This is a genomic window from Stenotrophomonas sp. TWI819, assembly GCF_039673075.1.
Classification (GTDB): Bacteria; Pseudomonadota; Gammaproteobacteria; order Xanthomonadales; family Xanthomonadaceae; genus Stenotrophomonas; species Stenotrophomonas rhizophila_B.
This window is the reverse complement of record NZ_JBDJKY010000013.1, coordinates 45,209-69,412: the sequence shown is the minus strand read 5'-3', so window position 1 is coordinate 69,412 and position 24,204 is coordinate 45,209. Positions and strand designations below refer to the sequence as shown.

19 protein-coding genes are annotated in these 24,204 nt (G+C 67.5%); 9 read left to right on the top strand and 10 right to left on the bottom strand.

Going from position 1 to position 24,204, the window contains the following annotated elements:
• Window positions 1–33: 33 nt before the first annotated feature.
• Window positions 34–1,491: a two-component system sensor histidine kinase CreC gene (creC, locus tag ABE463_RS15865; protein ID WP_346468813.1), complete on the bottom strand. Its 1,458-nt coding sequence runs from the start codon at window positions 1,489–1,491 to the stop codon at window positions 34–36.
• A gap of 2 nt (window positions 1,492–1,493) precedes the next feature.
• A complete protein-coding gene (gene creB, locus ABE463_RS15860) occupies window positions 1,494–2,183 on the bottom strand; it encodes a two-component system response regulator CreB (RefSeq protein ID WP_346468812.1) in 690 nt (229 codons plus the stop codon).
• Between the two features lie 45 nt (window positions 2,184–2,228).
• Here creB and rlmJ point away from each other — a divergent pair, with 45 nt between their 5' ends.
• From rlmJ to ABE463_RS15840, 4 genes are all read left to right on the top strand, one after another.
• Complete coding sequence (rlmJ, locus tag ABE463_RS15855) at window positions 2,229–3,086, top strand: 23S rRNA (adenine(2030)-N(6))-methyltransferase RlmJ (RefSeq protein ID WP_282263631.1); 858 nt, start codon at window positions 2,229–2,231, stop codon at window positions 3,084–3,086.
• 127 nt (window positions 3,087–3,213) lie between these two features.
• Window positions 3,214–3,759, top strand: coding sequence for a GNAT family N-acetyltransferase (locus ABE463_RS15850; protein WP_019184458.1), 546 nt, complete (start codon window positions 3,214–3,216; stop codon window positions 3,757–3,759).
• Window positions 3,760–3,837: 78 nt separating this feature from the next.
• On the top strand, window positions 3,838–7,305 hold the full coding sequence (gene mfd / locus ABE463_RS15845; RefSeq protein ID WP_346468811.1) for a transcription-repair coupling factor: 3,468 nt from the start codon (window positions 3,838–3,840) through the stop codon (window positions 7,303–7,305).
• A 115-nt stretch (window positions 7,306–7,420) separates the two neighbouring features.
• Entirely contained in the window at window positions 7,421–8,002 is a 582-nt protein-coding gene (locus ABE463_RS15840) for an HD domain-containing phosphohydrolase (protein ID WP_346468810.1), read from the top strand.
• An 84-nt stretch (window positions 8,003–8,086) separates the two neighbouring features.
• Here ABE463_RS15840 and ABE463_RS15835 read toward each other — a convergent pair whose 3' ends face one another.
• Window positions 8,087–10,180, bottom strand: a complete 2,094-nt coding sequence (locus ABE463_RS15835; RefSeq protein WP_346468809.1) for a M13 family metallopeptidase — start codon at window positions 10,178–10,180, stop codon at window positions 8,087–8,089.
• 174 nt (window positions 10,181–10,354) lie between these two features.
• On the opposite strand from ABE463_RS15835, the gene ABE463_RS15830 reads away from it, so the two are divergent.
• Entirely contained in the window at window positions 10,355–10,777 is a 423-nt protein-coding gene (locus tag ABE463_RS15830; RefSeq protein WP_346468808.1) for a hypothetical protein, read from the top strand.
• Between the two features lie 95 nt (window positions 10,778–10,872).
• Here ABE463_RS15830 and gpmA read toward each other — a convergent pair whose 3' ends face one another.
• Complete coding sequence (gene gpmA, locus ABE463_RS15825; RefSeq protein WP_259260097.1) at window positions 10,873–11,622, bottom strand: 2,3-diphosphoglycerate-dependent phosphoglycerate mutase; 750 nt, start codon at window positions 11,620–11,622, stop codon at window positions 10,873–10,875.
• Between the two features lie 87 nt (window positions 11,623–11,709).
• Window positions 11,710–12,741 (bottom strand): cation diffusion facilitator family transporter, encoded by a 1,032-nt coding sequence (locus ABE463_RS15820; RefSeq protein WP_346468807.1) that lies wholly within the window; start codon window positions 12,739–12,741, stop codon window positions 11,710–11,712.
• A 168-nt stretch (window positions 12,742–12,909) separates the two neighbouring features.
• Between ABE463_RS15820 and ABE463_RS15815 the strand changes: the two genes are divergently transcribed.
• Window positions 12,910–14,043 carry a metallophosphoesterase gene (locus ABE463_RS15815; protein WP_346468806.1) on the top strand — a complete coding sequence of 378 codons (1,134 nt, stop codon included), beginning with the start codon at window positions 12,910–12,912 and terminating at the stop codon, window positions 14,041–14,043.
• Between the two features lie 6 nt (window positions 14,044–14,049).
• Here ABE463_RS15815 and ABE463_RS15810 read toward each other — a convergent pair whose 3' ends face one another.
• From ABE463_RS15810 to ABE463_RS15800, 3 genes are all read right to left on the bottom strand, one after another.
• Entirely contained in the window at window positions 14,050–14,310 is a 261-nt protein-coding gene (locus tag ABE463_RS15810) for a hypothetical protein (RefSeq protein WP_346468805.1), read from the bottom strand.
• A 69-nt stretch (window positions 14,311–14,379) separates the two neighbouring features.
• A complete protein-coding gene (locus ABE463_RS15805) occupies window positions 14,380–17,076 on the bottom strand; it encodes a tetratricopeptide repeat protein (protein ID WP_346468804.1) in 2,697 nt (898 codons plus the stop codon).
• A complete protein-coding gene (locus tag ABE463_RS15800; RefSeq protein ID WP_346468803.1) occupies window positions 17,073–17,675 on the bottom strand; it encodes an ECF-type sigma factor in 603 nt (200 codons plus the stop codon). The genes ABE463_RS15805 and ABE463_RS15800 overlap by 4 nt, the downstream gene beginning before the upstream one ends.
• A gap of 118 nt (window positions 17,676–17,793) precedes the next feature.
• Between ABE463_RS15800 and ABE463_RS15795 the strand changes: the two genes are divergently transcribed.
• The 3 genes from ABE463_RS15795 to ABE463_RS15785 all read left to right on the top strand — a co-directional run bounded on the left by ABE463_RS15795 (window position 17,794) and on the right by ABE463_RS15785 (window position 21,956).
• Window positions 17,794–18,180, top strand: a complete 387-nt coding sequence (locus ABE463_RS15795) for a BlaI/MecI/CopY family transcriptional regulator (RefSeq protein WP_123728703.1) — start codon at window positions 17,794–17,796, stop codon at window positions 18,178–18,180.
• Window positions 18,177–19,676 carry a M23/M56 family metallopeptidase gene (locus tag ABE463_RS15790; RefSeq protein ID WP_123728702.1) on the top strand — a complete coding sequence of 500 codons (1,500 nt, stop codon included), beginning with the start codon at window positions 18,177–18,179 and terminating at the stop codon, window positions 19,674–19,676. The genes ABE463_RS15795 and ABE463_RS15790 overlap by 4 nt, the downstream gene beginning before the upstream one ends.
• A 108-nt stretch (window positions 19,677–19,784) precedes the next feature.
• Window positions 19,785–21,956, top strand: coding sequence for a TonB-dependent receptor (locus tag ABE463_RS15785; RefSeq protein ID WP_346468802.1), 2,172 nt, complete (start codon window positions 19,785–19,787; stop codon window positions 21,954–21,956).
• On the opposite strand, the gene ABE463_RS15780 is transcribed toward ABE463_RS15785, so the two are convergent.
• Together ABE463_RS15780 and ABE463_RS15775 are read right to left on the bottom strand one after the other, a co-directional pair.
• A complete protein-coding gene (locus tag ABE463_RS15780; RefSeq protein ID WP_346468801.1) occupies window positions 21,957–23,090 on the bottom strand; it encodes an acyl-CoA desaturase in 1,134 nt (377 codons plus the stop codon).
• 2 nt (window positions 23,091–23,092) lie between these two features.
• Window positions 23,093–24,166 carry a ferredoxin reductase gene (locus ABE463_RS15775; protein ID WP_346468800.1) on the bottom strand — a complete coding sequence of 358 codons (1,074 nt, stop codon included), beginning with the start codon at window positions 24,164–24,166 and terminating at the stop codon, window positions 23,093–23,095.
• Between the last annotated feature and the right edge of the window lie 38 nt (window positions 24,167–24,204).

The window sequence follows — 24,204 nt, the reverse complement described above, 5'->3', positions numbered from 1 at the left end:
CGAGTTTGAAGTCTGTGTGAAGTGCGGTAGCGATCAGCGCCGCGGCGGTACCGAGGGCAGGCGCGACGGCAGCCACAACACCGCCTGTGCACCGCCGTCATCGCGGTTGCGCAGGCTGACACGGCCGCCGTGCAGGCGGGCCACTTCCTGCACGAACGACAGGCCGAGGCCGGAGCTGCGCTGGCCGGTGCCCGGTCGCGCCAGGGAATAGAAGCGCTCGAACACGCGATCAAGCGCGTAGTCCGGCACGCCACTGCCGCGGTCGGCCACGGTCAGTGCGATGCCCTCACCGTCCGCACCGGCACCGAGCGTGATGGTGCTGCCGGCCGGTGAGAAGGCCACGGCATTCTCCAGCAGATTGTTGAGGGCCTGGCGCAGCAGATAGCCATCGCCCTGCACGCTCTCGGCCTGCGCCTCCACCGCGATCGTGACCCCGGCGGCCTGCGCACGCACCGCCACCGCGTCGGCGGCGGACTGCAGCAACGCCGCCAGTGCAAGCCGCTCGTGCTTCTGCAGCCAGCCGTACTGCTCCACCTCGGCCAGCGCCAACAGCTTGTCGATGGTTTCGGTGAGGCGCTGCGCCTGGCCTTCGATACTGCGGGCGAAATGCGCCCGATCCGCGTCCGGCAACGGCTCCTGCAGCAGTTCGGCCGCGCCGCGGATCGCGGCCAGCGGGCTCTTCATTTCATGGGTCAGCGATTGCACGTACTGCTCGACGTAGGCCTTGCCTTCCAGCTTGCGGCGCATGGTTTCCAGCGCCTGGCCCAGATCGCCGATCTCATCGCGGCGCGGCTTCGGTGGCGGCACCGGCTCACCGGCGCTGACCGCCTTGGCATAGCGGTTGAGCCGATTCACGCCGTGCATCAGCCACGCGGTCATCAGCAGGCCGATCAGCGCTGAAAGGCCGATCAACCACGCACCACGCTTCATGATGGCGCGCTGGCTGGCCGCGATGAACGGATCGATGCTCCGGTTGGGCTGGGCCAGGCTGAGCACACCGATCAAGCGGCGCCCGTCGGCCGGATCGAAGATCGGCGCGGCCACGTGCATCACCGAGTGGGTGTCGTCGCCGGGCGTCTCCGGGCTGGAGCGCGCGCCGTACTCGCCGCGCAGCGTCCGGTAGACATCGTTCCAGCGTGAGTTGTCGCGCCCCACATCGCGGCCGGTCGAGTCGTAGACCACGATGCCCTTGGCATCGGTGATGGTGACCTGGTAATCCAGCGTGCGCTTGGGAAAACGCCACACCATCGCTTTCGGGTCGCGGCGCTTGGCACGCGCCAGATCGGCGACGAAGCGGCCGTCGCGGATCTGCCCGGCCTTGAGATCGGCCGCCGCCATTTCCGCCAGCACGTTGGCTGCATCGACCAACGTGGACTCCATCGCCTGGCGCACGCCGGGCTTCACTTCGTTGACGAAAATGCGCATCACGAAGAACGCGGCGATACCTACGATCAGGAAGAAGCCCAGGAACAGTTTCAGGCCCAGCCGCATGCCTACACCTCCAGTGCGTAGCCCAGGCCACGGTGGGTGCGGATCGGGTCGGTCTCGGCGCCCGCGGCACGCAGCTTGGCGCGCAGGGTTTTGACGTGGGTATCCACGGTGCGGTCGGCGCTGTCAGCGTCGCTGTCCCAGCCGCGGTCCATCAGCTGGGCGCGGCTGAGGATCGCGCCGGGGCGCTGCAGCAGGGCCGCCATCAGTGCGTATTCGTAGCGGGTCAGATCCAGCGGCTGTTCACCGAAGCGGATCCGGCTGCCCTCGCGGTCGATCGAGAAGCGCCCAAGCTGCTGCCAGCCGGTGGTGTCGGCAGGGGCCGCGGACCGGCGCAGGCGCGCGCGCACCCGCGCCACCAGCTCCCGCGGCGAGAACGGCTTTGCCATATAGTCGTCCGCGCCCAGTTCCAGGCCGAGTACGCGGTCGAATTCGTCATTGCGCGCGGTCAGGAAGATCACCGGCACCTCACTGAAGGTCCGCAGGGTGCGGCAGACCTCGAAGCCGCTCATGTCCGGCAGGCCGACATCCAGCACCACCACATCGAAGGCCTGCTGGCGCAGGCGGGCCAGTGCTTCACCGCCGAGCAGGCAATGCTGGGCGCCGTAGCCTTCACTGCGCAGTGCATACAGAACAGTGTCGGCGATGGCGGTTTCGTCCTCGACCACCAGGACGTTGTGCAGGGGGTGGCTCATGCGCGCAGCATAGCCGCTGGGCCCGCCGCCCCGTACACTGCGCCGATGAATTACCGCCACGCCTTCCATGCCGGCAACCATGCCGATGTGCTCAAGCACATCGTGCAGCTTGCCCTGCTCGACACCTTCAAGCGCAAGGACAGCCCGTTCTTCGTGCTGGACACCCACGGCGGCGCAGGCCGCTACCTGCTGGCCAGCGAGGAAAGCCGCAAGACGCTGGAGGCCGAAGACGGCGTGATGCGCCTGATGGCCCAGCCGCAGCTGCCCGCGGTGGTGGAGCGCTACCTCAAGGCGGTCCAGGCCGACAACCCGGTCGGGGCGATGATCAGCTACCCCGGCTCGCCGCTGCTGACCGCCCAGACCCTGCGCGAGCAGGACCGCATGGCCGTCTGCGAAGTGCAGGATGCCGAAGCCACAGCGCTGAAGGCACTGTTCGCCCATGACAGCCGGGTGGCCGTGTATCACGCCGATGGCTATGCCCAGAACAAGAAGCTGCTGCCGCCCAAGGCCAACGGCGTGAAGATCGGCCGTGGGCTGGTCCTGATCGACCCGCCCTACGAGGGGCAGGACGCCGAGTACCAGGCCATCCTGGCCTCGGTGACCGAGATTCTGGGCCGTTGGCCGCAGGCCAGCTTTGCGATCTGGTTCCCGATCAAGCAGCGCCGGACCATCCTGCATTTCCTGCGCAAGGCCTGTGCCCTGCCGGTGAAATCGGTGCTGACCGCCGAGCTGCTGATCCGCCCGGACGACTCCCCGCTGCGGCTCAATGGCAGCGGCATGCTGCTGCTGAACCCGCCGTGGCAGTTCGACCAGGTCCTGGCCCCGGCCATGCCGGCGCTCAAGCAGCACCTGGGCGAGGCCGGCGCCTCGACCCGCCTGCAGTGGCTCAAGCAGGCCGAATGACCCCCTTCAGGCCAGGCCGGGATCCCGGCCTGGCCGACTCCTCCCGGCCGGATCGGCGTGAGTGATCCGTTCACGGAACGCTGCACCCGGGATGCGAGAATCCTGAGACCACCAAGGAATCACCGGTATGGCTACCCGTAACCGCATGCCGCCCTGGCACGAAATTTTCAAGGCACCCAGTGGCCACGAGCTGCTGATCCGCCCCATCCGGCCGGAAGACGGCCCGCCGCTGCATGCCGCCTTCAGCCTGTTCGGGCCGGAGGAGATCCGCGACCGTTTCCTGCAGTCGGTGACCGAGCTGTCGCCGGAAACCACGCAGCGCCTGACCCACCCCAATCCCAAGAGCGAAATCACCCTGGTCGCGGCCGAGTCGCTGCCCGCCGGTGAAGCCGTGGTGGGTGCGGTCGCGCGTGCCTCGATCATCCCCGGCACCCGCGAGGCCGAGTACGCGATCCTGGTCAGCCGCTTCCTGGTCGGCCAGGGCCTGGGCCGGCAGTTGATGCGCAAGCTGGTCAAATGGGCGCGCGGCAAGTACCTGGATCGTCTGTACGGTGATGTTGCCGAAGAGAACGAGCCGATGAAGCAGCTGGCCGCCTCGCTGGGCTTCCAGCCGATCCCGCACCCGAACGGTACGCCGGGCCTGGTGCGCATGGTGCTCGAACTCGACAGCTGATGACGGGCGGCCGGGCACTGCCCGGTCGCTGCCGGATGACGCGGCCGCCACGCTGCGGTCTGCTAAAATCGGCGGTTCATGTCACGCACCTCCTATCCCGTTCCGCCGCTGCCACGTCCTGGACAGCTCCGCGCCTGGTGGCGCGCTCCCGCTTCGGCGACAGCGCTGGCGTGGTACATCGCCCGCGCGGCACAGTCGCACGACGGGCCGTTGCTGGTGGTCGCGCGCGACAACCATGGCGCGAACCAGATCGAAGCGGATCTGCACACCCTGCTGGGCAGTGCCGGCGACGTGCCGATCGTGGCCTTCCCGGATTGGGAAACCCTGCCCTACGACGCCTTCAGCCCGCACCCGGACATCATTTCCCAACGTCTGGCCGCACTGCACGCCCTGCCTGCGCTGAAGCGCGGCATCGTGGTGGTGCCGGTGCAGACGCTGCTGCAGCAGTTGGCCCCGCTCAAGTACGTCATCGGCGGAAGCTTCGACCTCACCGTTGGCCAGCGCCTGGATCTGGACGCGGAAAAGCGCCGTCTGGAATCGGCAGGCTACCGCAACGTGCCGCAGGTGATGGACCCGGGTGATTTCGCCGTGCGTGGCGGCCTGCTCGATGTCTACCCGATGGGGGCCGAGGCGCCGCTGCGGGTGGAACTGCTCGATGAAGACATCGATTCGATCCGCGCGTTCGATCCGGAATCGCAGCGCTCGCTGGACAAGGTCGAGGCGGTGCACATGCTGCCCGGCCGTGAAGTACCGCTGGATGATCTCAGCGTCTCGCGCGTGCTCAACACGCTGCGCGAGCGCTTCGATGTGGATACCCGGCGCAGCGCGCTGTACCAGGATCTCAAGGCCGGTATCGCGCCGGCCGGCATCGAGTATTACCTGCCGCTGTTCTTCGACAAGACCGCGACCCTGCTCGATTACCTGCAGCCCAACGTGCTGCCGGTGCTGGCGCCGAACGTGTTCGATGCTGCGGCCGCCTTCTGGGCGCAGACGCAGAACCGCTACGAGCAGCGCCGCCACGATGTCGAGCGCCCGCTGCTGGCGCCGGAAGAGCTGTATGCCAGCCCCGAGCAACTGCGGGCCACGCTCAACGGCCTGGCCTGCGTCGAAGTCTGGCCGCTGGATCACGACCGCATCGGCGATGCACAGCCGCTGGGCGACCAGCCCCTGCCGCCGCTGCCAGTGGCCGCACGCGATGCCCCGGCTGCCGAGGCACTGAAATCCTTCATCGGTCATTATCCGGGCCGCGTGCTGATCGCCGCCGATTCCGCCGGCCGCCGCGAAGCCCTGCTGGAAGTGCTGCTCGCCGCCGAGCTGAAGCCGCCGGTAGTGGCCGATCTGCCCGGCTTCCTGGCCGACGACAGCGTCCGCTTCGGCATTACCGTGGCGCCGCTGGAAGACGGTTTCGCGCTGGAAAGCCCGCCGATCGCGGTGCTGACCGAACGTCAGCTGTTCCCCGAACGCGCCGGCCAGCAGCGCCGCAGCCGCCGGGCCGGGCGCGAGCCCGAAGCGATCATCCGCGACCTCGGCGAGCTCAGCGAAGGCTCGCCGATCGTGCATGAAGACCACGGTGTCGGCCGCTACCGCGGCCTGATCGTGCTCGATGCCGGCGGCATGCCCGGCGAGTTCCTGGAAATCGAATACGCCAAGGGCGACCGCCTGTATGTGCCGGTCGCCCAGCTGCACCTGATCAGCCGCTATTCCGGTGCCTCGCCGGAAACCGCCCCGCTGCATTCGCTCGGTGGCGAGCAGTGGACCAAGGCCAAGCGCAAGGCGGCCGAAAAGGTCCGCGACGTTGCCGCCGAGCTGCTGGAAATCCAGGCGCGTCGTCGTGCCCGTGCCGGCCTGGCGCTGCATGTGGACCGTGCGATGTACGAGCCGTTCGCGGCCGGGTTCCCGTTCGAGGAAACGCCTGATCAGCTGGCCGCGATCGACGCGACGCTGCGCGATCTGGCCAGCAGCCAGCCGATGGACCGTGTGGTCTGCGGCGACGTCGGCTTCGGCAAGACCGAGGTCGCCGTGCGCGCCGCGTTCGCCGCCGCCAGCGCCGGCAAGCAGGTCGCCGTGCTGGTGCCGACCACCCTGCTGGCCGAACAGCACTACCGCAACTTCCGCGATCGCTTCGCCGATTGGCCGCTCAAGGTGGAGGTGCTGTCGCGCTTCAAATCCACCAAGGAGATCAAGGCCGAACTGGAGAAGGTCGCCGCCGGCACCATCGACGTCATCATCGGTACCCATCGCCTGCTGCAGCCGGACGTGAAGTTCAAGGACCTCGGTCTGGTCGTGGTCGATGAGGAGCAGCGCTTCGGTGTGCGCCAGAAGGAAGCGCTCAAGGCGATGCGCGCCAACGTACATCTGCTGACCCTGACCGCTACGCCGATTCCCCGCACGCTCAACATGGCCATGGCCGGGCTGCGTGATCTGTCGATCATCGCCACGCCGCCGCCGAACCGGCTGGCGGTCAAGACGTTCATCACCGCCTGGGACAACGCGCTGCTGCGCGAAGCCTTCCAGCGCGAACTGGCCCGTGGTGGCCAGCTGTACTTCCTGCACAACGATGTGGAGAGCATCGGCCGCATGCAGCGCGAGCTGGCCGAGCTGGTGCCCGAAGCACGCATCGGCATCGCCCATGGGCAGATGCCCGAGCGCGAGCTGGAGCGGGTGATGCTGGACTTCCAGAAGCAGCGCTTCAACGTGCTGCTGTCGACCACGATCATCGAATCGGGCATCGACATCCCCAACGCCAATACCATCATCATCAACCGCGCCGACCGCTTCGGCCTGGCCCAGCTGCACCAGCTGCGTGGCCGCGTGGGTCGCTCGCACCACCGGGCGTACGCCTACCTGGTGGTGCCGGACAAGCGCGCGATGACGCCTGATGCCGAGAAGCGCCTGGAGGCGATCGCCTCGATGGATGAACTCGGTGCCGGCTTCACCCTGGCCACCCACGATCTGGAAATCCGCGGCGCCGGCGAGCTGCTCGGCGAGGACCAGAGCGGCCAGATGGCCGAGGTCGGCTTCAGCCTCTACACCGAGTTGCTGGAACGTGCGGTGCGCAGCATCCGCCTGGGCAAGCTGCCCGATCTGGACGCCGGCGAAGAGGCACGCGGTGCCGAGGTCGAGCTGCATGTGCCCGCCTTGATCCCCGACGCCTACCTGCCCGACGTGCACACCCGCCTGACCCTGTACAAGCGCATCAGCAGTGCGCGTGACAGTGCTGAGCTGCGCGAACTGCAGGTGGAGATGATCGACCGCTTCGGCCTGTTGCCGGACCCGGCCAAGCACCTGTTCGCGATCGCCGAGCTCAAGCTGCAGGCCAATGTGCTGGGCATCCGCAAGCTGGAGCTGGGCGAGAACGGCGGGCGCATCGTGTTCAACGCCAAGCCGGAGATCGACCCGATGGCGGTCATCCAGCTGATCCAGAAGCAGCCCAAGCTGTACACGATGGATGGGCCGGACAAGCTGCGCATCAAGCACCCCTTGCCGCTGCCGGAAGACCGCTTCAGCGCCGCCAAGGCCTTGTTGCTGACCCTCTCCCCGCGCTGATTTCACGCCTGGCGCCGGTCGCCAGGCGCTATCGTTCGATGGGCAGGCGCCACGTGGCGGCCTGCCCGACCCCGGCACTGACGGCCGGCCATTCCGACCCCACGTGACCGCCCCCATGTTCGACGACGCCCCTTCGCAGGTCTGCTCCATCGATGCGCTGTCGATGTCGTTGCAGATGCGCGACCAGTACACCCGTTTCCACTGCGACCGGGTCGGCCTGCTAGGCGATCAGCTGGGGCGCCTGTGCGATCTGGACGACACGCAGCGCGCGCATCTGGCGCTGGCGGCCCGCTTCCATGACATCGGCAAGATCGGCATTCCGGACAACGTGCTGTTGTATCCCGCGCGCCTGGACGACGCGCAGCGCGCGATCATGCGTACCCACCCCGAGCGCGGTGAGCGCATTTTCGCCACCACCGGGCGCAGCGACGCCGCCGAGGTGGCGCGGCTGATCCGCAGCCATCACGAGGCGTTCGATGGCAGTGGTTATCCGGATGGCCTGAAAGGCAGCGACATTCCACTGGGCGCGCGCGTGCTCACCATCGTCGATGGCTACGATGCCATGACCACCACCCGCCCCTACCGCGGCCCGATGCCGCATGCCAAGGCGATGGGCATCCTTGCCGAGCAGCAGGGTGGCCTGGTGGATCCGGAGGTGTTCGGCCTGTTCACCCGGATGATGGCCTCCACTACGTAGTCTCCGCTGGGGTTTGCCGCGAGCGTGCTGGAAAAGAAAAACCCGGCGTTCGCCGGGTTTTTCGTATCACTCAACCGCGTGCGATCACCAGATCACAACGCGCTTGTCGTCGGCCCGCACCATCGCATCGCCGGCCTTGCACTCGAACGCCTGCGCGTACGCCGGCATGTTCGACGGCGCGCCGTTGGCACGGAAGTTCGCCGGGGCGTGCGGATCGGTGTTCAGACGCACGCGCAGCTCGCCTTCATTGAAGTTGCGGCGCCACACGGTGGCCCAGTTCATGAAGAAGCGCTGGTCCTGCGAATAGCCGTCCACCTCGACGTTGGCCTTCGGGTCTTCCTTCAGCGCCATCTGCAGCGCGTCGTAGGCCACGGTCAGGCCACCGAGGTCGCCGATGTTCTCGCCCAGGGTCAGCTTGCCCTTCACGTTCACGCCCGGCAGCGACTCATAGCCGTCGAACTGCGCGACCAGCTGGTCGGTACGCTGGGTGAAGGCGGCACGGTCGCTGTCGGTCCACCAGTTGTCGAAGTTGCCGTTGGCCGCGAACTGGCTGCCCGAGTCGTCGTAGCCATGCATCATCTCGTGGCCGATGACCGCACCGATGCCACCGTAGTTCAGCGCCGGATCGGCCTTGGCATCGAAGAACGGCGCCTGCAGGATCGCCGCCGGGAACACGATCTCGTTCTTGGTGGCGTTGTAGTAGGCGTTGACGGTCTGCGGGGTCATGCCCCACTCGGTCTTGTCGACCGGCTTGCCGATCTTGTTGAGCATGAAGCGGTAGTTGAACGTGCGCGCGGCCTGCATGTTGCCCAGGTAGCTGTCGCCGTTGGTTTCCAGGCCCGACCAGTCACGCCACTTGTCCGGGTAGCCGATCTTCGGGGTGAAGCTGGCCCACTTCTCCAGTGCCTTCTTGCGGGTGTCTTCGCTCATCCACTCCAGCTTCTCCAGGCGCGCCTTCAGCGCCACCGAGAGGTTCTCCACCAGGTGCTGCATCTGCACCTTGGAGTCGGCCGGGAACACGGCGTCGACATACATCTGGCCCAGGCCTTCACCGATGGCGCCGTTGACCGACTCCAGCACGCGCTTCCAGCGCGGCTGCATTTCCTTCTGGCCACGCAGGGTGGTGCTGTAGAAATCGAAGTTGGCCTTTTCGAAGGCGCTGCTCAGGTACGGCGAGGCGTCATCGATGGTGTGGAAGCGCAGATAGGCCTGCCAGGTAGCGGCCGGCACGTCGGCCAGCATCTTGTCCACTTCGCCGAAGAAGCCCGGCTGGGCCATCGAGAACTTCTGCGCGGCCGGCACCTTCAGGGTGTCGAACAGGGCGGTCCAGCTGAAGTTCGGGGTCAGCTTGTCCGCATCTGCAGCGCTGACCGGGTTGTAACGCTTGGCCGGGTCACGCATTTCGATGCGCGACATCGAGGCCTTGGCCAGACGCGTTTCGAACTCCATCACGGCCTTGGCCTGGGTCTTGGCCTGCTCGGCATCGACGCCGGACAGGGTCAGCACCTGGGCGATGTAGGCAACGTACGCATCGCGGATCTTGGCCTGCGAATCGTCGAAGTAATAGCCCTTCTCGGGCAGGCCGAGGCCGCCCTGACCGACATAGGCGATGACATTGGCCGAATCCTTGTAATCGGCATTGGCGAACAGCGAGAACAGCACGCCCTGGCCCACCGCCTGGCTGTCGCGCAGGTACTGGGTGATGGCGGCGGTGTCGGTCAGCGCGGCGATCTTGTCCAGCTGCGGCTGCAGCGGGGTGATGCCGGCGGCTTCGATCTTGGCCTCGTCCGAGCCGGTCTTCCAGATGTCGCCGATCTTGGCTTCCACCGTGCCGGCCTTGGCCTGGCTGGCGGCGGCCTGCTGGACCAACGCGTGCTGCACTTCCAGCGAGCGCTCGCGCAGGATTTCGAAGCTGCCCCAGGTGGTCTGGTCGTTCGGGACCGGGTTGGCCTTGAGCCACTTGCTGTTCACGAACCCGTTGAGGTCGGTACAGGCGGCGATGGCGGTGTCCAGATCGGCATTGTTGAGCGAGATCAGCGCGGTCTTGATCTGCGACTGATCAAACGCCGGCTTGGCATCGGCGGTGGCGGCAGGCGCGGTATCGGTCTTGCCGCAGGAGGCCAGCGACACGGCGATGGCGGCGGTCAGGCCCAGCGGGACCAGCTTGGAAAACTTCATTCGACTCTCCGGCTACAGATGGATGCATCACCCGGATCACGGGCAATCGGTCAGCGTAGCGCGGGAGGGGCCGGGGCGGACCGGCCAAAGGTCACAGGGCGGGAGCGACGAGAACCCTTGCTCGTAGAGCAGCAGGGGCTCTATGGTGAGAAATCGCGAAAAATGTGAGTTCCAATGAATAAATACAGGCTTGTAGAACAAGAGAATGAGTGGGGATGCGGCGTCGCTTGCGTGGCTTCTCTTCTTGGAATTGAGTACGGCGCAGCCCTCAAACGGCTTGAGCACCATAAGAACGGGAAACTGGACGAGGCGCCGCTTGGACTAGATATTCATGAAATCATCTGGTCCCTTTCAGACCACGATCTCTGGTACATCGCAGATTGGCGCAGGCCTGCGCAGTTCCCAGTAGGATCGATCGTCTGCATCCGAGGCAAAGCGCCCTACCAATATGATCACTATTTGCTGATGACGCCCCAAGGCTGGATGGACCCATGGCACAACACCAGCAAGAACGTCTCCGAAATAAAAGCTGATTATCGGGACGCCTTCCCCATTGGCACAAAATTTATTGTTGCACTGATGCCACAAGAACCCTGAAGTCTCACCGGAACACAGGGAGCGAACGTGTGGGGTAGCGCCCGATTTCAAAGGGCCAACAAAGCGAAAGGCCGGCATTCGCCGGCCTTTCGTTGTTATTTCGCCTTGCCTTGGTTCGCCACGGCCTCAGCGGCCTTGCGTGCCGCTTCCGGGTCGCCCAGGTAGCGGAACGACTGCACCGTCAGGTCGTCGTTGAGTTCGAACAGCAGCGGGATGCCGGTCGGGATGTTGAGCTCCAGGATCGCTTCCTGCGAAACATGGTTGAGGTACTTGTACAGCGCGCGCAGCGAATTGCCGTGTGCGGTGACCAGCACGGTCTTGCCGTCCTTGAGCTGCGGGGCGATCGAATCGAACCAGTACGGCAGCACGCGGTCCAGCGTGGTGGCCAGCGATTCGGTGCCCGGCAGCGCGTTGCGGTCCAGGCCGGCATAGCGGCGGTCGTGGATCGGGTGGCCCGGGTCCTCGATGTCCATCGCCGGCGGCGGGATATCGTAGGAACGGCGCCAGATCTTGACCTGGTCCTCGCCGTGCTTGGCGGCGGTCTCGGCCTTGTCCAGGCCCTGCAGGCCGCCGTAATGGCGCTCGTTCAAGCGCCAGCTTTTGCTGACCGGCAGCCAGTCCTGGTCCAGCTCGGCCAGGGCACCCTGCAGGGTGTGGATGGCGCGCTTGAGCACCGAGGTGTGGGCAACATCGAACTGCAGGCCTTCTTCACGCATCAGGCGGCCGGCGGCGGCGGCCTCGCGGCGGCCTTGTTCGGTCAGCTCCACGTCCACCCAGCCGGTGAAGCGGTTGTCCAGGTTCCACTGGCTCTGGCCGTGGCGCAACAGTACGAGTTTCCGGGTCACTGCAGTATCTCCGACAGATGGCAAGGCAGACCCGCATTGTAGCGGCAACCCTGCCCTGCCCGTCCGCGGTGGGGCCGCCGGTAGACCTCAGGGATGCGGATGCCCGTGATGACCCTGCGCGTCCGGCGCGGCGCGGCGGCTGTCGTTGCTGTGGTGCGCATGGCCGGCATGATCATGGGCGGCGTGGTCGTGCCCGACATGGTCATCGGCATGCCGGTCGCGCGGGCTGCCCACGCTGCAGGGATCGCCGCAGTGATCCGTCTCGATCTGCAGGGTCACATGGTCGATGCCGTACTGCTCGTGCAACCGGGTGCCCAGCTCGCGACGCAGGCGATCGGCATCCACGCCGGTGCCCATCACCACGTGCGCGGTCAGTGCCGGGGTGCTGGAAGCCAGCGCCCATACGTGCAGGTCATGCACGTCCAGCACGCCATCGTGTGCGCACAGAGTGCCGCGTACCGCCGCGACATCCATGCCCTTGGGCACGCCCTCCAGCAGCACGTTGATCGCCTCGCGCATCAATACCCACGTGCGCGGCAGCACCCACAGGCCGATCAGCACGGCCAGGATCGGATCGATCGGCTTCCAGCCTGTCCAGCGGATCAGCAGCGCGCCCACGATCACGGCGACCGAGCCGAGCATGTCCGCCCAGACTTCCAGATACGCACCTTTGACGTTGAGGCTCTCGCCGCTGCCGGCGCGCAGCAGGCGCATCGAGATCAGGTTGATGACCAGCCCGAACACCGCGATCGCCAGCATGCCGGTGGAGGCGATCTCCTGTGGCGCGCGGAAACGCTGCACCGCCTCCCACAGAATGTAGCCGGCCACCAGGAACAGCATGCCGCCATTGATCATCGCACCGAGCGCTTCCAGCCGCGCGTAGCCGTAGGTGCGCTTGGCATCGGGCGGGCGCCGGCTGAGCCGGACCGCGACCAGCGCGATCATCAGCGCGAGCGTGTCGGTGGCCATGTGCGCGGCGTCGGACAACAGCGCCAGGCTGTTGGTCCAGAACGCACCGATGACCTCCACCAGCAGGAAGGTCGTGGTCAGGCCCAGCGCCCACCACAGCGGTTTCTCGTGGCGGATCTCGCTGGGCAGATGGTCGTGGTCGTGACCCATGAAAGCTCTCCTGGACAATGCCGGCAGGGTAAGCAGCGCCTCGCGCGGAGACTATTACACTTGGCGCGGCGTTCAGTGCGCCGTTCACCCGCTGACCAATGGCGCATGTCCGCAGCGGCACGTACGGCGTAGCATCGCGGCACTGCCGTCCGTTACAGGAACACCCTGATGTCGATCCGCCGCGCCTTGACCCGCCCTGCCCTGCTGCTGTTCCAGTCGGCGTTGCTGATGACGCCGTTGTTGGGCACGGCGCGCGAGGTGGCTGCGCCGGCCGAGCAGGTGGATGCGGATGGGCCCTACGTGTTCCGTACCGCCACCGGGCTGGAGGCGGCCTGGGTGTGCAACGACCACGTGATCCGCCGCGAGCTGCCGGCACGCGGCGAGGCTACCGTGGTCGCCCCCGAGTGCGGTTACCCGCACGCGCTGACTGTGCTGCCACCGCGCACGGCGGAGGTCGCGCGGTTCCCGGCCGCGCCGCGGATCGTCGCGTTGTCGGACATCCACGGGCAGTACGGCCTTTTGGTGAAACTGCTGCGCGCCCACCACGTGATCGACAGTGACGACCGCTGGTCGCTGGGCGACGCCACGCTGGTGGTGGCCGGCGATGTCTTCGACCGCGGGCCGCAGGTCACCGAGGCGTTCTGGCTGCTGTACAGCCTGCAGCAGCAGGCTACGGCCGCGGGCGGCGCGGTGCATTTCGTGCTCGGCAATCACGAGACGATGGTGCTCTACAACGATCTGCGCTACGTCAACCCGAAGTACCTCAGGAGCGCGCAGCTGCTCGGCCGTTCCTACCCCGCGCTGTACGGGCCGGACTCGACCCTCGGCCAGTGGCTGCGCACCCGCCCGGTGCTGCTGCGCATCGGGGACACCCTGTTCCTGCATGGTGGCATCGCACCGGAGAATCTGGATCTGGTGCGCGAGATGGATGCCACCAATGCCGGGTATCAGGCCGCGGTCGGGCTGCCCAAGGAGCAGGTCAAGGCCGCGCCGGACACCGCGCGCCTGTTCGACGGCAAGACCAGTCCGATCTGGTACCGCGGCTACTTCGATGGCCGCATGGACACCGCCCAGGTCCAGACCCTGCTCAAGCAGCTGGACCTCGCCCGCATCGTCGTCGGCCACACCTCGATGCCGCATGTCAGCAGCTTCCATGGCGACCGCATCATCGCCATCGACAGCAGCATCAAGAACGGTGAGAACGGCGAGCTGCTGTTCATCGAGAACGGCACGCTCAGCCGTGGCCTGCTCGATGGCTCGCGGGTGCCGCTGGCCGAAGGCCGGATCGGCGAGAGCGACTGACCGGATTCAACGCGGCTTGTAGATGCGCGAGACCATCCAGCCGCCATGGCTGCGGAAGCGGCCACTGTCACCGGTCAATGCGAACCGCAGTGCCACGATCCAGGCGCGCCCGGGCGAGCAGTGCCAGTCGCGCGCCTTGCGGTAGGCCTTGCTGAAGGCACGCAGCGGCCCGCGTGACGCATCAGTGGCCAGCTCGGCCCCCTCGTCAGTGGCAGCGTTGTCTGGCGCGCCAGCGGCGCGGGCATCGGGATGGAGATGGTTTGACATGGCGTCCCTTCGATCAATGAGGCCCGGGATCGGCCTCCTGATCGATAAACCGTGAAAACCGTCACAGAACTATCGTCCCCCGGTGTGGCCCTGCCCGTGAGTGGCCAGGCGCTGCTCCAGCGCATTGATACGGCTCAGAAATTCCGATGAGGGAGCCAGCTCCTGCAGGTGTGGACGGGCCCGGGCAATCTGCGCGCGGGCGCCGGCGGCATCACCGTTGTCGAGCAGTGCCTCGGCCAGCGGCACCCGCCACTTGGCGGTGGCGGTGGAATCGGCGCCATAGAAACCGGTGAAGGTCTCCACCAGCTGCGCCGACAGCGGCACCGCCGCCGGGTCGGCACGGCGCTGGGCCAGCAGCGCCTGCTGCATCTGCATGCGCAGCGCCAGCCAGGGCGGCAGGGTGGGATGGGCCTGGCCGAACGCCGCCAGCGCCCGGCCGGCCTGGGCATGCTGGCCTGCCCGGATCAGCCATTCGATCTCGACCAGCCGCAGCACCAGCAACTGCGGTGAATCGGCGGGCAGATCGCGCCGCCACAGGGTCGCGACCTGCTGCAGCGGCACCTGCGCCTCGGCCGTCCGGTGGGTACGCAGCAGCAGCCGGGCCAGCACCATCTCCACATCGAGGGTATCGGCGTGCTCGGGGCCGAGAAGGCGCCGATAGCGCGTCAGTGCAGCGCGATAGTTCTGCTCGGCCTGAGCGTAGTCGCCGCGCGCTTCCTCCATGAGGCCGTGGGCGTACTGCTTGACCGTATAGGCCCGGCTGTCCACGCCATCAACGGCGGCACTGGTCTGCAGGCTGTTGCGGAAGTGCTGATCGGCGGCCTGATAGCGGCCAAGGTCGAGGTACTGACCCGCCAGCCCGGCCTCGGCCGATGCGGTATAGCTGCTGTTCGCGCCAAACATCTGCCGGGTCAGCGCGAAGCTGCGTTCGGCCAACGCCAGCGCTTCATCGATGCGCCCCTGGTTGAGCAGCGTCGCGGAGAGTGCACGCAGCGCGCGCTGATATTCGGCCCCTTGCACACCGTGCTCGCGCGATGCCTCGGCCAGCGCCTCGCGCAGGATCGCCTCGGCCTTGTCGAGTTCTCCCTGGCTTCGGTAGAGATCGCCGAGGTTGGCCATCGCGGCCATACCGCCACGCTGCAGTGGGGCGCCGTTGCTGCCTCGGCTCAGTGCCAGTGCGGCGCGGAACGCCTGCTCGGCAGGCGCGTGTTCTTCCCGCTGCGCATACGCCAGGCCCTGTGCGTTGAGGGCCTTCATCCTGACTGTCGGCACGTCGTCCTTATCAAGCAACGCCAAGGCGCGCTCGGCACTGATCAGCGCGTCCTTGTCACGGCCGGCGCTGAGCTGCTGGGCCGACACGCTGGCCCAGGCATCGGCGATCTCGTGCGCCGCCGCACCGGTACGCACCAGCCCGGCCACACTGTCGCGCAGCAGGGTCTCGGCATCCTGGGGTTGGCCCAGGTTCTGGTACGCCCGCCCCAGCGCAGCCTGCATGCGTGCGCGCAGCGCGGGCGACACGGTACGGTCATGCTCGATGCGGCGTGCGCCCAGATCGAGCACCTCGCGGGCGGTCATCGGGGTGCCGTTGCGCAGGCCGGGGTCGGCCGCATCGAAGGCGGCCACCAGGACATCGGCAATGCCAGCGGCAGCCAAGGCGTTCTGCTCGGCCTGGCGGCGGGCCTCGCTCAGGCGCAGCACGAACACCACCACCATCGCCGCCACCAGCGCAGCGACCAGGCCGACGCGCCACTGCCGTCGCAGCAGCAGGCGTGCGCGATGCCAACGGCTGGGGCGACGCGCGCGTACCGGGCGATGCGCCAGATACCGTTCCAGGTCTTCAGCCAGCGCCTCGGCAGAGGCATAGCGTTCGACCGGGTCGGCCGCGCGCGCCTTCGCCGCGATAGCGCGCAGGTCGGCCGGCACCGCGCGGCCATGGCCCTGGGCGCGACCGCTGAGCAGGGCGTCCAGCATCACGCCCAGGCTGTAGACATCGCCGGCGATGCTGGCCGGTCGCCCGGCCAGCCGTTCCGGACTGGCGTAGGCCGGCGTGAGGTAGTCCACGGCATCACCGGCGTCACCCAGCAGATGGGCGATGCCGAAATCCAGCAGCACCGGCTGCCCATCGGGCCGCACCAGCACGTTGGCCGGCTTGAGGTCGCAGTGCACCACCGATTGCGAATGCGCAGCCTGCACCGCGCGGCAGATCTGCGAGAACAGCCGCAGGCGCGCCGCCAGCGGCAGGCCGAGAGTGTTGCAGGCCACGTCCAGCGGCTCGCCCTGCACGTACTCCATCACCAGATACGGCTGGCCTCCCTCGGCCACGCCGACGTCGTACAGCCGGGCGATGTGCGGGTGCTGCAGGTCCGCCAGAATCTGGCTTTCACTGGCCAGCCGCGTGGCCAGCACCGGATCGTACGTGCGGCGCATCAGCTTGATGGCGACCTCACGCCGGTACAGCGCGTCGGCGCGCTCGGCCAGGAACACCACCCCCATCCCGCCGACCGCCAGCAACCGGCTCAGTCGCCACGGCCCGAGCCGCTGCCCGACCAAGGCGGACGGGTCGTCCATATCGGCCATGACCGCCGCGAGCGCCTGTTCCATCCGCCCCAGATCCCCGGTCTGCGCGTGCAGCAGTTGCAGCGTCTCGTCGATCGCAGCCGGGTCATCGCACAGGTCGCGCAGCGCCGGGCGCCAGCGCGCCTCGGGCAGATCACAGACCGCATCGAACAGTCCGCGCACCGTCTGCCAGTGGGCAGCGTCGGTCATGCGCGGGTCGCCGGCCCGGCCAGGTGGCGGTTCAACCACGCTTTGGCAAAGCGCAGATCGCGGTCGACCGTGGGCACCGACACGTCCAGCGCCATGGCGATCTCTTCGCGACCCATGCCGCCGAAGTACATCCATTCCACCGTCCGCGCCGCGCGCGGATCCAGCGCGGTCAGTTCCTCCAACGCCCGGTTCAAGGCCAGCACCTCGAAGGCATCGTGGTCGGGGCTGACCTCCAGGTCGGCAGAGGACAGAGTCAGATTGACCACACCACCGCCGCGCTTGGAGGCGGCCATCGCACGGGCATGATCGACCAGCACGCTGCGCATCTTCAGGGCCGCCAAGGACAGGAAGTGCACGCGGTCGCGGTAAGCGACCTCACCGTCGATCATCCGCATCAGCGCTTCGTGCACGAGCACCGTCGGTTGCAGTGCGCCATCCCGGGGATTGCCCAGCCGCGCTACGGCCATGCCGCGCAACTGCGTATAGAGCAACGCAAGCAGTTGATCGCGGGCGGCAATGTCCTGCTGCTCGCTCCAGCGGCGCAACAGGCAGGTGACCTCCTGGCGCTCGGCAACAGGAGGTGTCGCATCAAAAGACATGGAGGACGTTATCCGTGCGTCACAGCAGGCATCGAACACGCAGTATCGGCGACGACTCTCTTGCACGCAATGCGACACATGTCGCACACTTGCGACACCTCGCCACACCGGAATCGCCATGTCCGTGCCACCTACCCCTTCCAATGCCGAACTGGAACTGCTCAAAGCGTTGTGGCGCCAAGGAGCCTGCAGTGCGCGCGAAGTCCATAACGGGGCCGCCGACGCGCTCGACTGGTCCTACTCCTCCACCCGCAAGACGCTTGAGCGCATGGTCGACAAGGGTCTGGTGGAGGAAACCGTCGAGCATGGGTTGAACATGTACCGCGCGAAGGTGGGCAAGGTCGCCACGCTGGCTGCGCTCAGCACCGACTTCGCCCGCCGGGTGCTGGAGATCGATGGCGCGTTGCCGGCACAGGCGTTCGCCGACAGCCGCCTGCTCAGCGAGCAGGAGCTGCAGCAGTTGGATGCGCTGCTGCGCGCTCCCGCCAAGGACGACCCGGAATGAGCCTGCCGACCCTGGGGTTCTGGGTGGTGCACGCCGCTGGCGCCCTGGCCGGTGGCGGGTTGGCCTGGGCAGCCGGCCAGCGCCTGCATCGGTGGTTGGGCCTCTCCCACGCCGCGTATGGCTACTGGATGGGGTTGTGGCTGTTGGCGGTGATGCCGGTACTGCTGTCCGCGGCAGTAGCGCTGTGGGCGCCCGCCCCGCTGGTGGCGTTGCCAGCGGCCTTGATCATGCCGCTGCCGGTCGCGCTGGACCTGGGCGATGCCGGTGCGGCAGGCGTTGCAGACGTTGCCGCCGCGTGGGCACCTCCGTCCGCCGCCACGTGGCTGGCTGTGCTCTATGCCATCGGTGCCGGTGTCGCACTGCTGCGCGTGCTGGTCGGCACGCGGCGCACCGGCCAGCTGTGCCGTGCGACCACGCCGATCACAACGGCGGCGTGGCCGGGTCCACGCAGCCGTGCTGCAGCACGGCGTCTGCTGGCGGCGGGCATCACGTGCCGGGGCAGTGTGCTGCCGGTGAGCCCGTTCGCGGTGCGCTGGCCACAGCCCTTGATCGTGCTCCCTGCCTCGGCATTGGATCAACTGGACGACCGTGCGCTGTGCCTGATCCTCGGCCATGAAGCGGCCCATCTTGCGCGCCGCGATCCGCAGCGCGCCGGACTGATGGCGGTGTTCAATGCGCTGCTGTGGTTCAACCCGTTCCTGCTTCGGATCAGCGCACGCGTGCAGTTGGCGACCGAGCTGCGCTGTGACGCACATGCGCTCGCCGAAGATGTACACGGTGGGCGCGACTTCGCCGCGGCGTATGTCCGCACGCTGCGGCTGACCGCAGCGACCCACACGCCATCCACTGCACTGACCCACCGCGACCTGGCCGGACATGAAGTCCGCATCCGCCACATGTTGCACGGCGACGGCGCACGACCGCTGTCGGGACCACGCCGCGTCCTGCTGCTGGGCAGTGCGCTGCTGACCGGCGGCCTGCTGCTGGTGATGCAGGCCAGTACCGCACGTCCGCTGCGGGAGGCTGCTGTCGGTGCCGACCCGATCCGCGTTGCAACGACGGTTACCGCACTGCCGCTGCCGCCGGTACGCGACACCCCTGCCGGGGTCCGGTTCCAGGCCCCGTTGGCCGCACCCCGCATCACCAGCCCGTTCGGCGATACCGGCAGCATCCGGCAACGTGCGCACCGCGGCACCGATTTCGGTGCTCGCCCCGGCACGCCGGTACTGGCCCCTGCGGATGGTCGCATTGTCGCTGCCACGACCGCCTACCCGGACGGTCCCCAGTACGGCACCGTCGTGGTGATCGACCATGGCCAAGGCTGGCAGACGTTGTATGCGCACCTGCAGGGCGTGGACGTGGCGGTTGGCCAGCAGGTGCACGCCGGCGAGCAGATCGCACGGGTCGGCAGCACCGGACGCGTGACCGGCCCGCATCTGCATCTGGAGATGCTGCGCGATGGTGAGCGCGTCGATCCGCAGGCATACCTGCCATGACCCGCTAAGCCGCTCCCCGAACCACCGCTGCATTTCGTTTTCCTGGCCACAGGAGGGGCGCGTATTGCCCGGCGAAATGCGAACTCTGCCCTTCTGCACGGATCGCCCATGACTCCTTCGTTCCGCATCGTCCTGGCCCTGGCCCCGCTATGCACCGCGTTCTCGAGCGCTGCGCAGTCACTGCCTGCGCCAGCGGCCCCGCCAACCACCGCGCTGGACACCGTGCAGGTGCAGGCGCAGGGCTACGACATCCGCCGCGATGACACCGCCACCCGGATCGTGGTCGGCAGCGAAACACTGCGCCAGTACGGCGACCTCGGCCTGGTCGATGCGCTCAAGCGCCTGCCTGGCATCACCGTCGGCACCGGCGCCCCCGGCCGCACCGGCGCGCTGTCGCTGCGCGGGTTGGGCGCGGGCTACACGCAGATCCTGCTCAATGGCCAGAAGGCGCCCACCGGCTTCGATCTGGATTCACTCACCCCGGAGATGGTCGAGCGGGTGGAGATTCTTCGTGCGCCGACGGCCGACCAGCGTGGCGAGGCGATCGCCGGTTCGATCAACATCGTGCTGGCCGCTGGGGCACGCAAGGATACTGAGCAGCTATCGTTGGCCTGGGGCAACAGCCAGGGACGGAATACGCCGTCGATCAGCTGGCAGCGCAACCGGCGCGCCGGCCATCGCAGCAGCGCGATCACGGCGACCGCATCGCGCCGCGCGTTCCTCGTTGAAGAAACCGGCACCGAACGTGCGTGGGACCCACAGGGGACACCGACGGTGTCGCGCGACACCGCCCTGCGTGCCAGCGGAACGCGCGATGTGCTGTCGCTGGCCCCCAGCCTGGAAACCACGCTGGAGAACGGCGACACCCTTGCATTGCAGGCGGTGGTCGATGCCAGCCGCTTCGACCGCGTCACCGACATCGACTGGATGACCTCGCTTGGTGCCCCGCTGCGCACGACCCGGTACCAGCAACGCACGCGCATCGACGTCGCACAGGCCAACGGCAGCGCAACGTGGACACGTGCGTTCGAGCTGGGCGGCACGTTCACCACCAAGCTGCGCCTGGGCGGCAACCGTGAGCGCTATACCTACCGCGAGCAGGGCTACGCACTGGAGGGGCAACAGAACCTGCAGGACCATACCGATGCGCGACTGACCGTGCGCGACCTCAACAGCACCGGCAAGTACACCCTGCCAGCCAGCGGACGACATGCACTGCAGTTGGGTTGGGAAGGCAGCGAGGACCGTCGTGATGAGTCACGGATGCAGCGCCTGCTGCCGGTCGGCGATGAAGCGGCGTGGTTCAGTGATCTGGCCTTCGACGCCCGCATCCGGCGGCTGGCACTGTACGCGCAGGACGACATCACCCTCAGCGAGCGCTGGTCGGTCTATGCCGGGGCGCGCTGGGAGCAGATCACGACGCGCAGTGAGGGCAGCGGGTTCAGCGGCATCCACCGACGTGAGCAGGTGCTTTGGCCGGTGCTGCAGTCGCTCTGGAAACTCCCGGGCACCCCAGGCGACCAGCTGCGCATCGCGATGACCCGCACCTACCGCTCACCCACGCTGGCCTCGCTGATCCCGCGTCCGTACACCTCCACCAACAACCGCCCACTCAATCCCGACGAGCGCGGCAACCCGGCGCTGCGCCCGGAGTTGGCGACCGGGATGGACCTGTCCTATGAGACCTACGGCAAGGACGGCACGCAGCTCAGCCTGGGGGGCTATGTCCGCCGTATCACCCATGTGATCCGTACCGAAACCCACCTGCAGGACGGGCGCTGGGTGGCCTCACCGGTGAACGGCGGCACGGCGATGACCTGGGGCGTGGAGATGGATACTGCGTTGCGCCTGCCGCATCTGATCGCCGGCGCACCGGATGTAGCGCTCCGCTTCAATGCGACCGCCAACGATTCGCGCGTGGAGGATGTGCCCGGCCCCGACAACCGCCTCGATGAGCAGGTGCGCTTCAGCAGCACGCTCGGGGCGGACCGTCAGATCCGCTCGGGGTGGACCGTGGGCGGCAGTTACACCTACCGTACCGGCGGCACGGTACAGATCAGCCCGGGCCAATTCGAGATCGCCAGCTATGGGCGTGAGCTGGACTTCTACTCGCTGTGGACGCTGGGCACACGCGGCAAACTTCGGTTGAGCCTCAGCAATGCGCTGCACCGGGCATTGCATACCGGGCAATCGCGGGTCAGCGACGACGGCACCGAGCAGCTGCGACGCCAGCGCAAGGCGTCACCGCTGTGGCGCCTGCAACTGGAGCTGCCGCTCTGATCAACCCGGCTGGCGGCTGGCCTCGCTCATCGCCGGCAGCGCGCGCACACGGCCCGGCCTGCTCGGGAAGGCATGGCGCACGATCCGCCACATCACCTGGCCGAACTGGCGCGGCAGCGACCCGGTGTTGTAGTGCTGGCCGTAGCGCGCGCAGATCTCCTTCACCTCGACCGCGATCGCCGCGTAGCGGTTGGCCGGAATGTCCGGGTAGAAGTGGTGCTCGATCTGGTGGCTGAGGTTGCCCGACATGACGTTCATCAGCTTGCCACCGGTCAGGTTGGACGAACCGCGCAGCTGGCGCAGATACCAGTGGCCGCGACTCTCATCGCGCACGCATTCCTTCGGGAACGTCTCGGCCTCGGCGGTGAAGTGACCACAGAAGATGATCACGTAGGTCCACACGTTGCGGATCAGATTGGCGACCACATTGCCCAGCAGCACCGGCAGGAAGAACGGACCGGCCAGTGCCGGGAACAGCAGGTAGTCCTTGAACATCTGCTTGCCCATCTTGCGGCCGACCGGACGGAACTGCTTGCCCAGCTGCTTGAGCGTCATCTTGCCGGCAAACACACGGCCCAGGCGCAGGTCCTGGATCGCGATGCCCCATTCGAACAGCAGCGCGAACACCACCGCGACGACCGGCTGCATCAGGTAGAACGGGCGCCAGCGCTGCTCGGGGAAAATGCGCAGCAGCCCATAACCGATATCGTCGTCCAGCCCGCGCACGTTGGTGTAGGTGTGGTGGCGGAAGTTGTGGGTCTTGCGCCAGGCGTCGGCGGTGCCGACGATATCCCACTCGTAGGTGCTGCCCTGCAACTGCGGATCGCCCATCCAGTCGTACTGGCCATGGATGACGTTGTGCGCCAGCTCCATGTTTTCCAGGATCTTGGACAGCGCCAGCATCACCACACCGGCAATCCACGCCGGGATCAGCACGCTGTGCACGAAGGCACCGAGGAACAGCAGCGCGCGGCCGGCCACGCCGGTCCAGCGCACCGCGGCAACGACGCGACGGATGTAGCGCGCATCGCGCGCACCGAGCGTGGCCAGCTGGCGCGCGCGCAGTGCATCGAGTTCATCGCCGAAGGCCTGCAGTTCGGCCGGGGACAGCGCGCGGTTGTGCACGGAAGACATGGTCACAGCTCCAGGATCAGGTCGGTGCTGGCGCTGTTCACGCACAGCTTTACTTGCGTGGCCGGTTCGGCCGCGTGTTCGCCGGTCAAGGTATGGCGGGTGACGCCGGATACCTTGCCGCAGACACAGGTATTGCAGATGCCCATGCGGCAGCCACTGGCCGGGCGCAGCCCTTCGGCCTCCAGCGCCTGCAGCAGCGAGGTGCCGCGCGGCAGCGAGAGCGTGCGGCCACTGCGACGCAGTTCGACCTGCACCGTGCCCGTTTCCACCTCCGGCAGAACCGGTGGGGTGAAGGCCTCGGACTGCAGCGACGCAACCTGGCCCTGCAGCCGCGCCTGCGCTGCATCGACGAAGCCACCCGGGCCGCACACCAGGGTGCAGGCGGTGCTCAGATCACCCAGTGCCTCGAAGGCGAAGGCATCCACGCGCGACGCCGGGGCAGCGGGATCGCGGGTCAGCGCGATATGCAGGTCGAACGACGGATGGCGTTCTGCCATCGCGGCGAGCTCCTCGGCGAAGCAGAGTTCTTCGCGGCGGCGTGCCCAGTACACCAGATCCACCTTGCCCTGCATGCCGGCGCCATCGAGCTGGCGCAGCAGTGCGCGCATCGGGGTGATGCCGCTGCCGGCAGCCAGCAGCAGCAGGCGCTCAGCGGAGGCTGCGGGCAGGGTCATCTCACCGAACGCCTGGCCGAGCTCGAACACCTCACCCGTTACCGCGGCATGGGCCAGATGCTGGCTGACCGCACCGCCGGCGATCGCCTTGACGGTGATCGCCAAGCGTCCGTCGGCCAGCACGGTCGGGCTGTAACTGCGCGACAGGCGGCGGCCATCGACTTCTACACCGAGGGTGACGTGCTGGCCCGGCAGCAGACCGCGGAAATGACGGTTGGGCTTGAGGACCAGCGTCACGGCATCGGCGCTTTCGGCGGTGCGCGACGCCAGGCGGGCCAACGGGCGACGCAGCGTCCACAGCGGATGCAGGCGGGTGCCCCAGAAGTCGAACAGCTCCTCGGAGACCCAGCGGCGGGGGCTGGCGGCGTGACGGCGGGCGGCAATGCGCGGGACGGTGCTCATGCTGCGCACTATACGGCCGAGCATACGACTGTGTATAC

Excerpts from the sequence above, each read along its gene's own strand:
- ABE463_RS15835 (WP_346468809.1), bottom strand. The coding sequence starts at position 10,180 with ATGAAGTTTTCCAAGCTGGTCCCGCTGGGCCTGACCGCCGCCATCGCC.
- ABE463_RS15840 (WP_346468810.1), top strand. The coding sequence starts at position 7,421 with ATGTTCGACGACGCCCCTTCGCAGGTCTGCTCCATCGATGCGCTGTCG.
- ABE463_RS15780 (WP_346468801.1), bottom strand. The coding sequence starts at position 23,090 with ATGTCTTCCGTGCACAACCGCGCGCTGTCCCCGGCCGAACTGCAGGCC.
- rlmJ (WP_282263631.1), top strand. The coding sequence starts at position 2,229 with ATGAATTACCGCCACGCCTTCCATGCCGGCAACCATGCCGATGTGCTC.
- creC (WP_346468813.1), bottom strand. The coding sequence starts at position 1,491 with ATGCGGCTGGGCCTGAAACTGTTCCTGGGCTTCTTCCTGATCGTAGGT.
- ABE463_RS15775 (WP_346468800.1), bottom strand. The coding sequence starts at position 24,166 with ATGAGCACCGTCCCGCGCATTGCCGCCCGCCGTCACGCCGCCAGCCCC.
- ABE463_RS15815 (WP_346468806.1), top strand. The coding sequence starts at position 12,910 with ATGTCGATCCGCCGCGCCTTGACCCGCCCTGCCCTGCTGCTGTTCCAG.
- ABE463_RS15810 (WP_346468805.1), bottom strand. The coding sequence starts at position 14,310 with ATGTCAAACCATCTCCATCCCGATGCCCGCGCCGCTGGCGCGCCAGAC.
- ABE463_RS15805 (WP_346468804.1), bottom strand. The coding sequence starts at position 17,076 with ATGACCGACGCTGCCCACTGGCAGACGGTGCGCGGACTGTTCGATGCG.
- mfd (WP_346468811.1), top strand. The coding sequence starts at position 3,838 with ATGTCACGCACCTCCTATCCCGTTCCGCCGCTGCCACGTCCTGGACAG.
- ABE463_RS15820 (WP_346468807.1), bottom strand. The coding sequence starts at position 12,741 with ATGGGTCACGACCACGACCATCTGCCCAGCGAGATCCGCCACGAGAAA.
- ABE463_RS15795 (WP_123728703.1), top strand. The coding sequence starts at position 17,794 with ATGTCCGTGCCACCTACCCCTTCCAATGCCGAACTGGAACTGCTCAAA.
- creB (WP_346468812.1), bottom strand. The coding sequence starts at position 2,183 with ATGAGCCACCCCCTGCACAACGTCCTGGTGGTCGAGGACGAAACCGCC.
- ABE463_RS15830 (WP_346468808.1), top strand. The coding sequence starts at position 10,355 with ATGAATAAATACAGGCTTGTAGAACAAGAGAATGAGTGGGGATGCGGC.
- ABE463_RS15790 (WP_123728702.1), top strand. The coding sequence starts at position 18,177 with ATGAGCCTGCCGACCCTGGGGTTCTGGGTGGTGCACGCCGCTGGCGCC.
- ABE463_RS15785 (WP_346468802.1), top strand. The coding sequence starts at position 19,785 with ATGACTCCTTCGTTCCGCATCGTCCTGGCCCTGGCCCCGCTATGCACC.
- ABE463_RS15850 (WP_019184458.1), top strand. The coding sequence starts at position 3,214 with ATGGCTACCCGTAACCGCATGCCGCCCTGGCACGAAATTTTCAAGGCA.
- ABE463_RS15800 (WP_346468803.1), bottom strand. The coding sequence starts at position 17,675 with ATGTCTTTTGATGCGACACCTCCTGTTGCCGAGCGCCAGGAGGTCACC.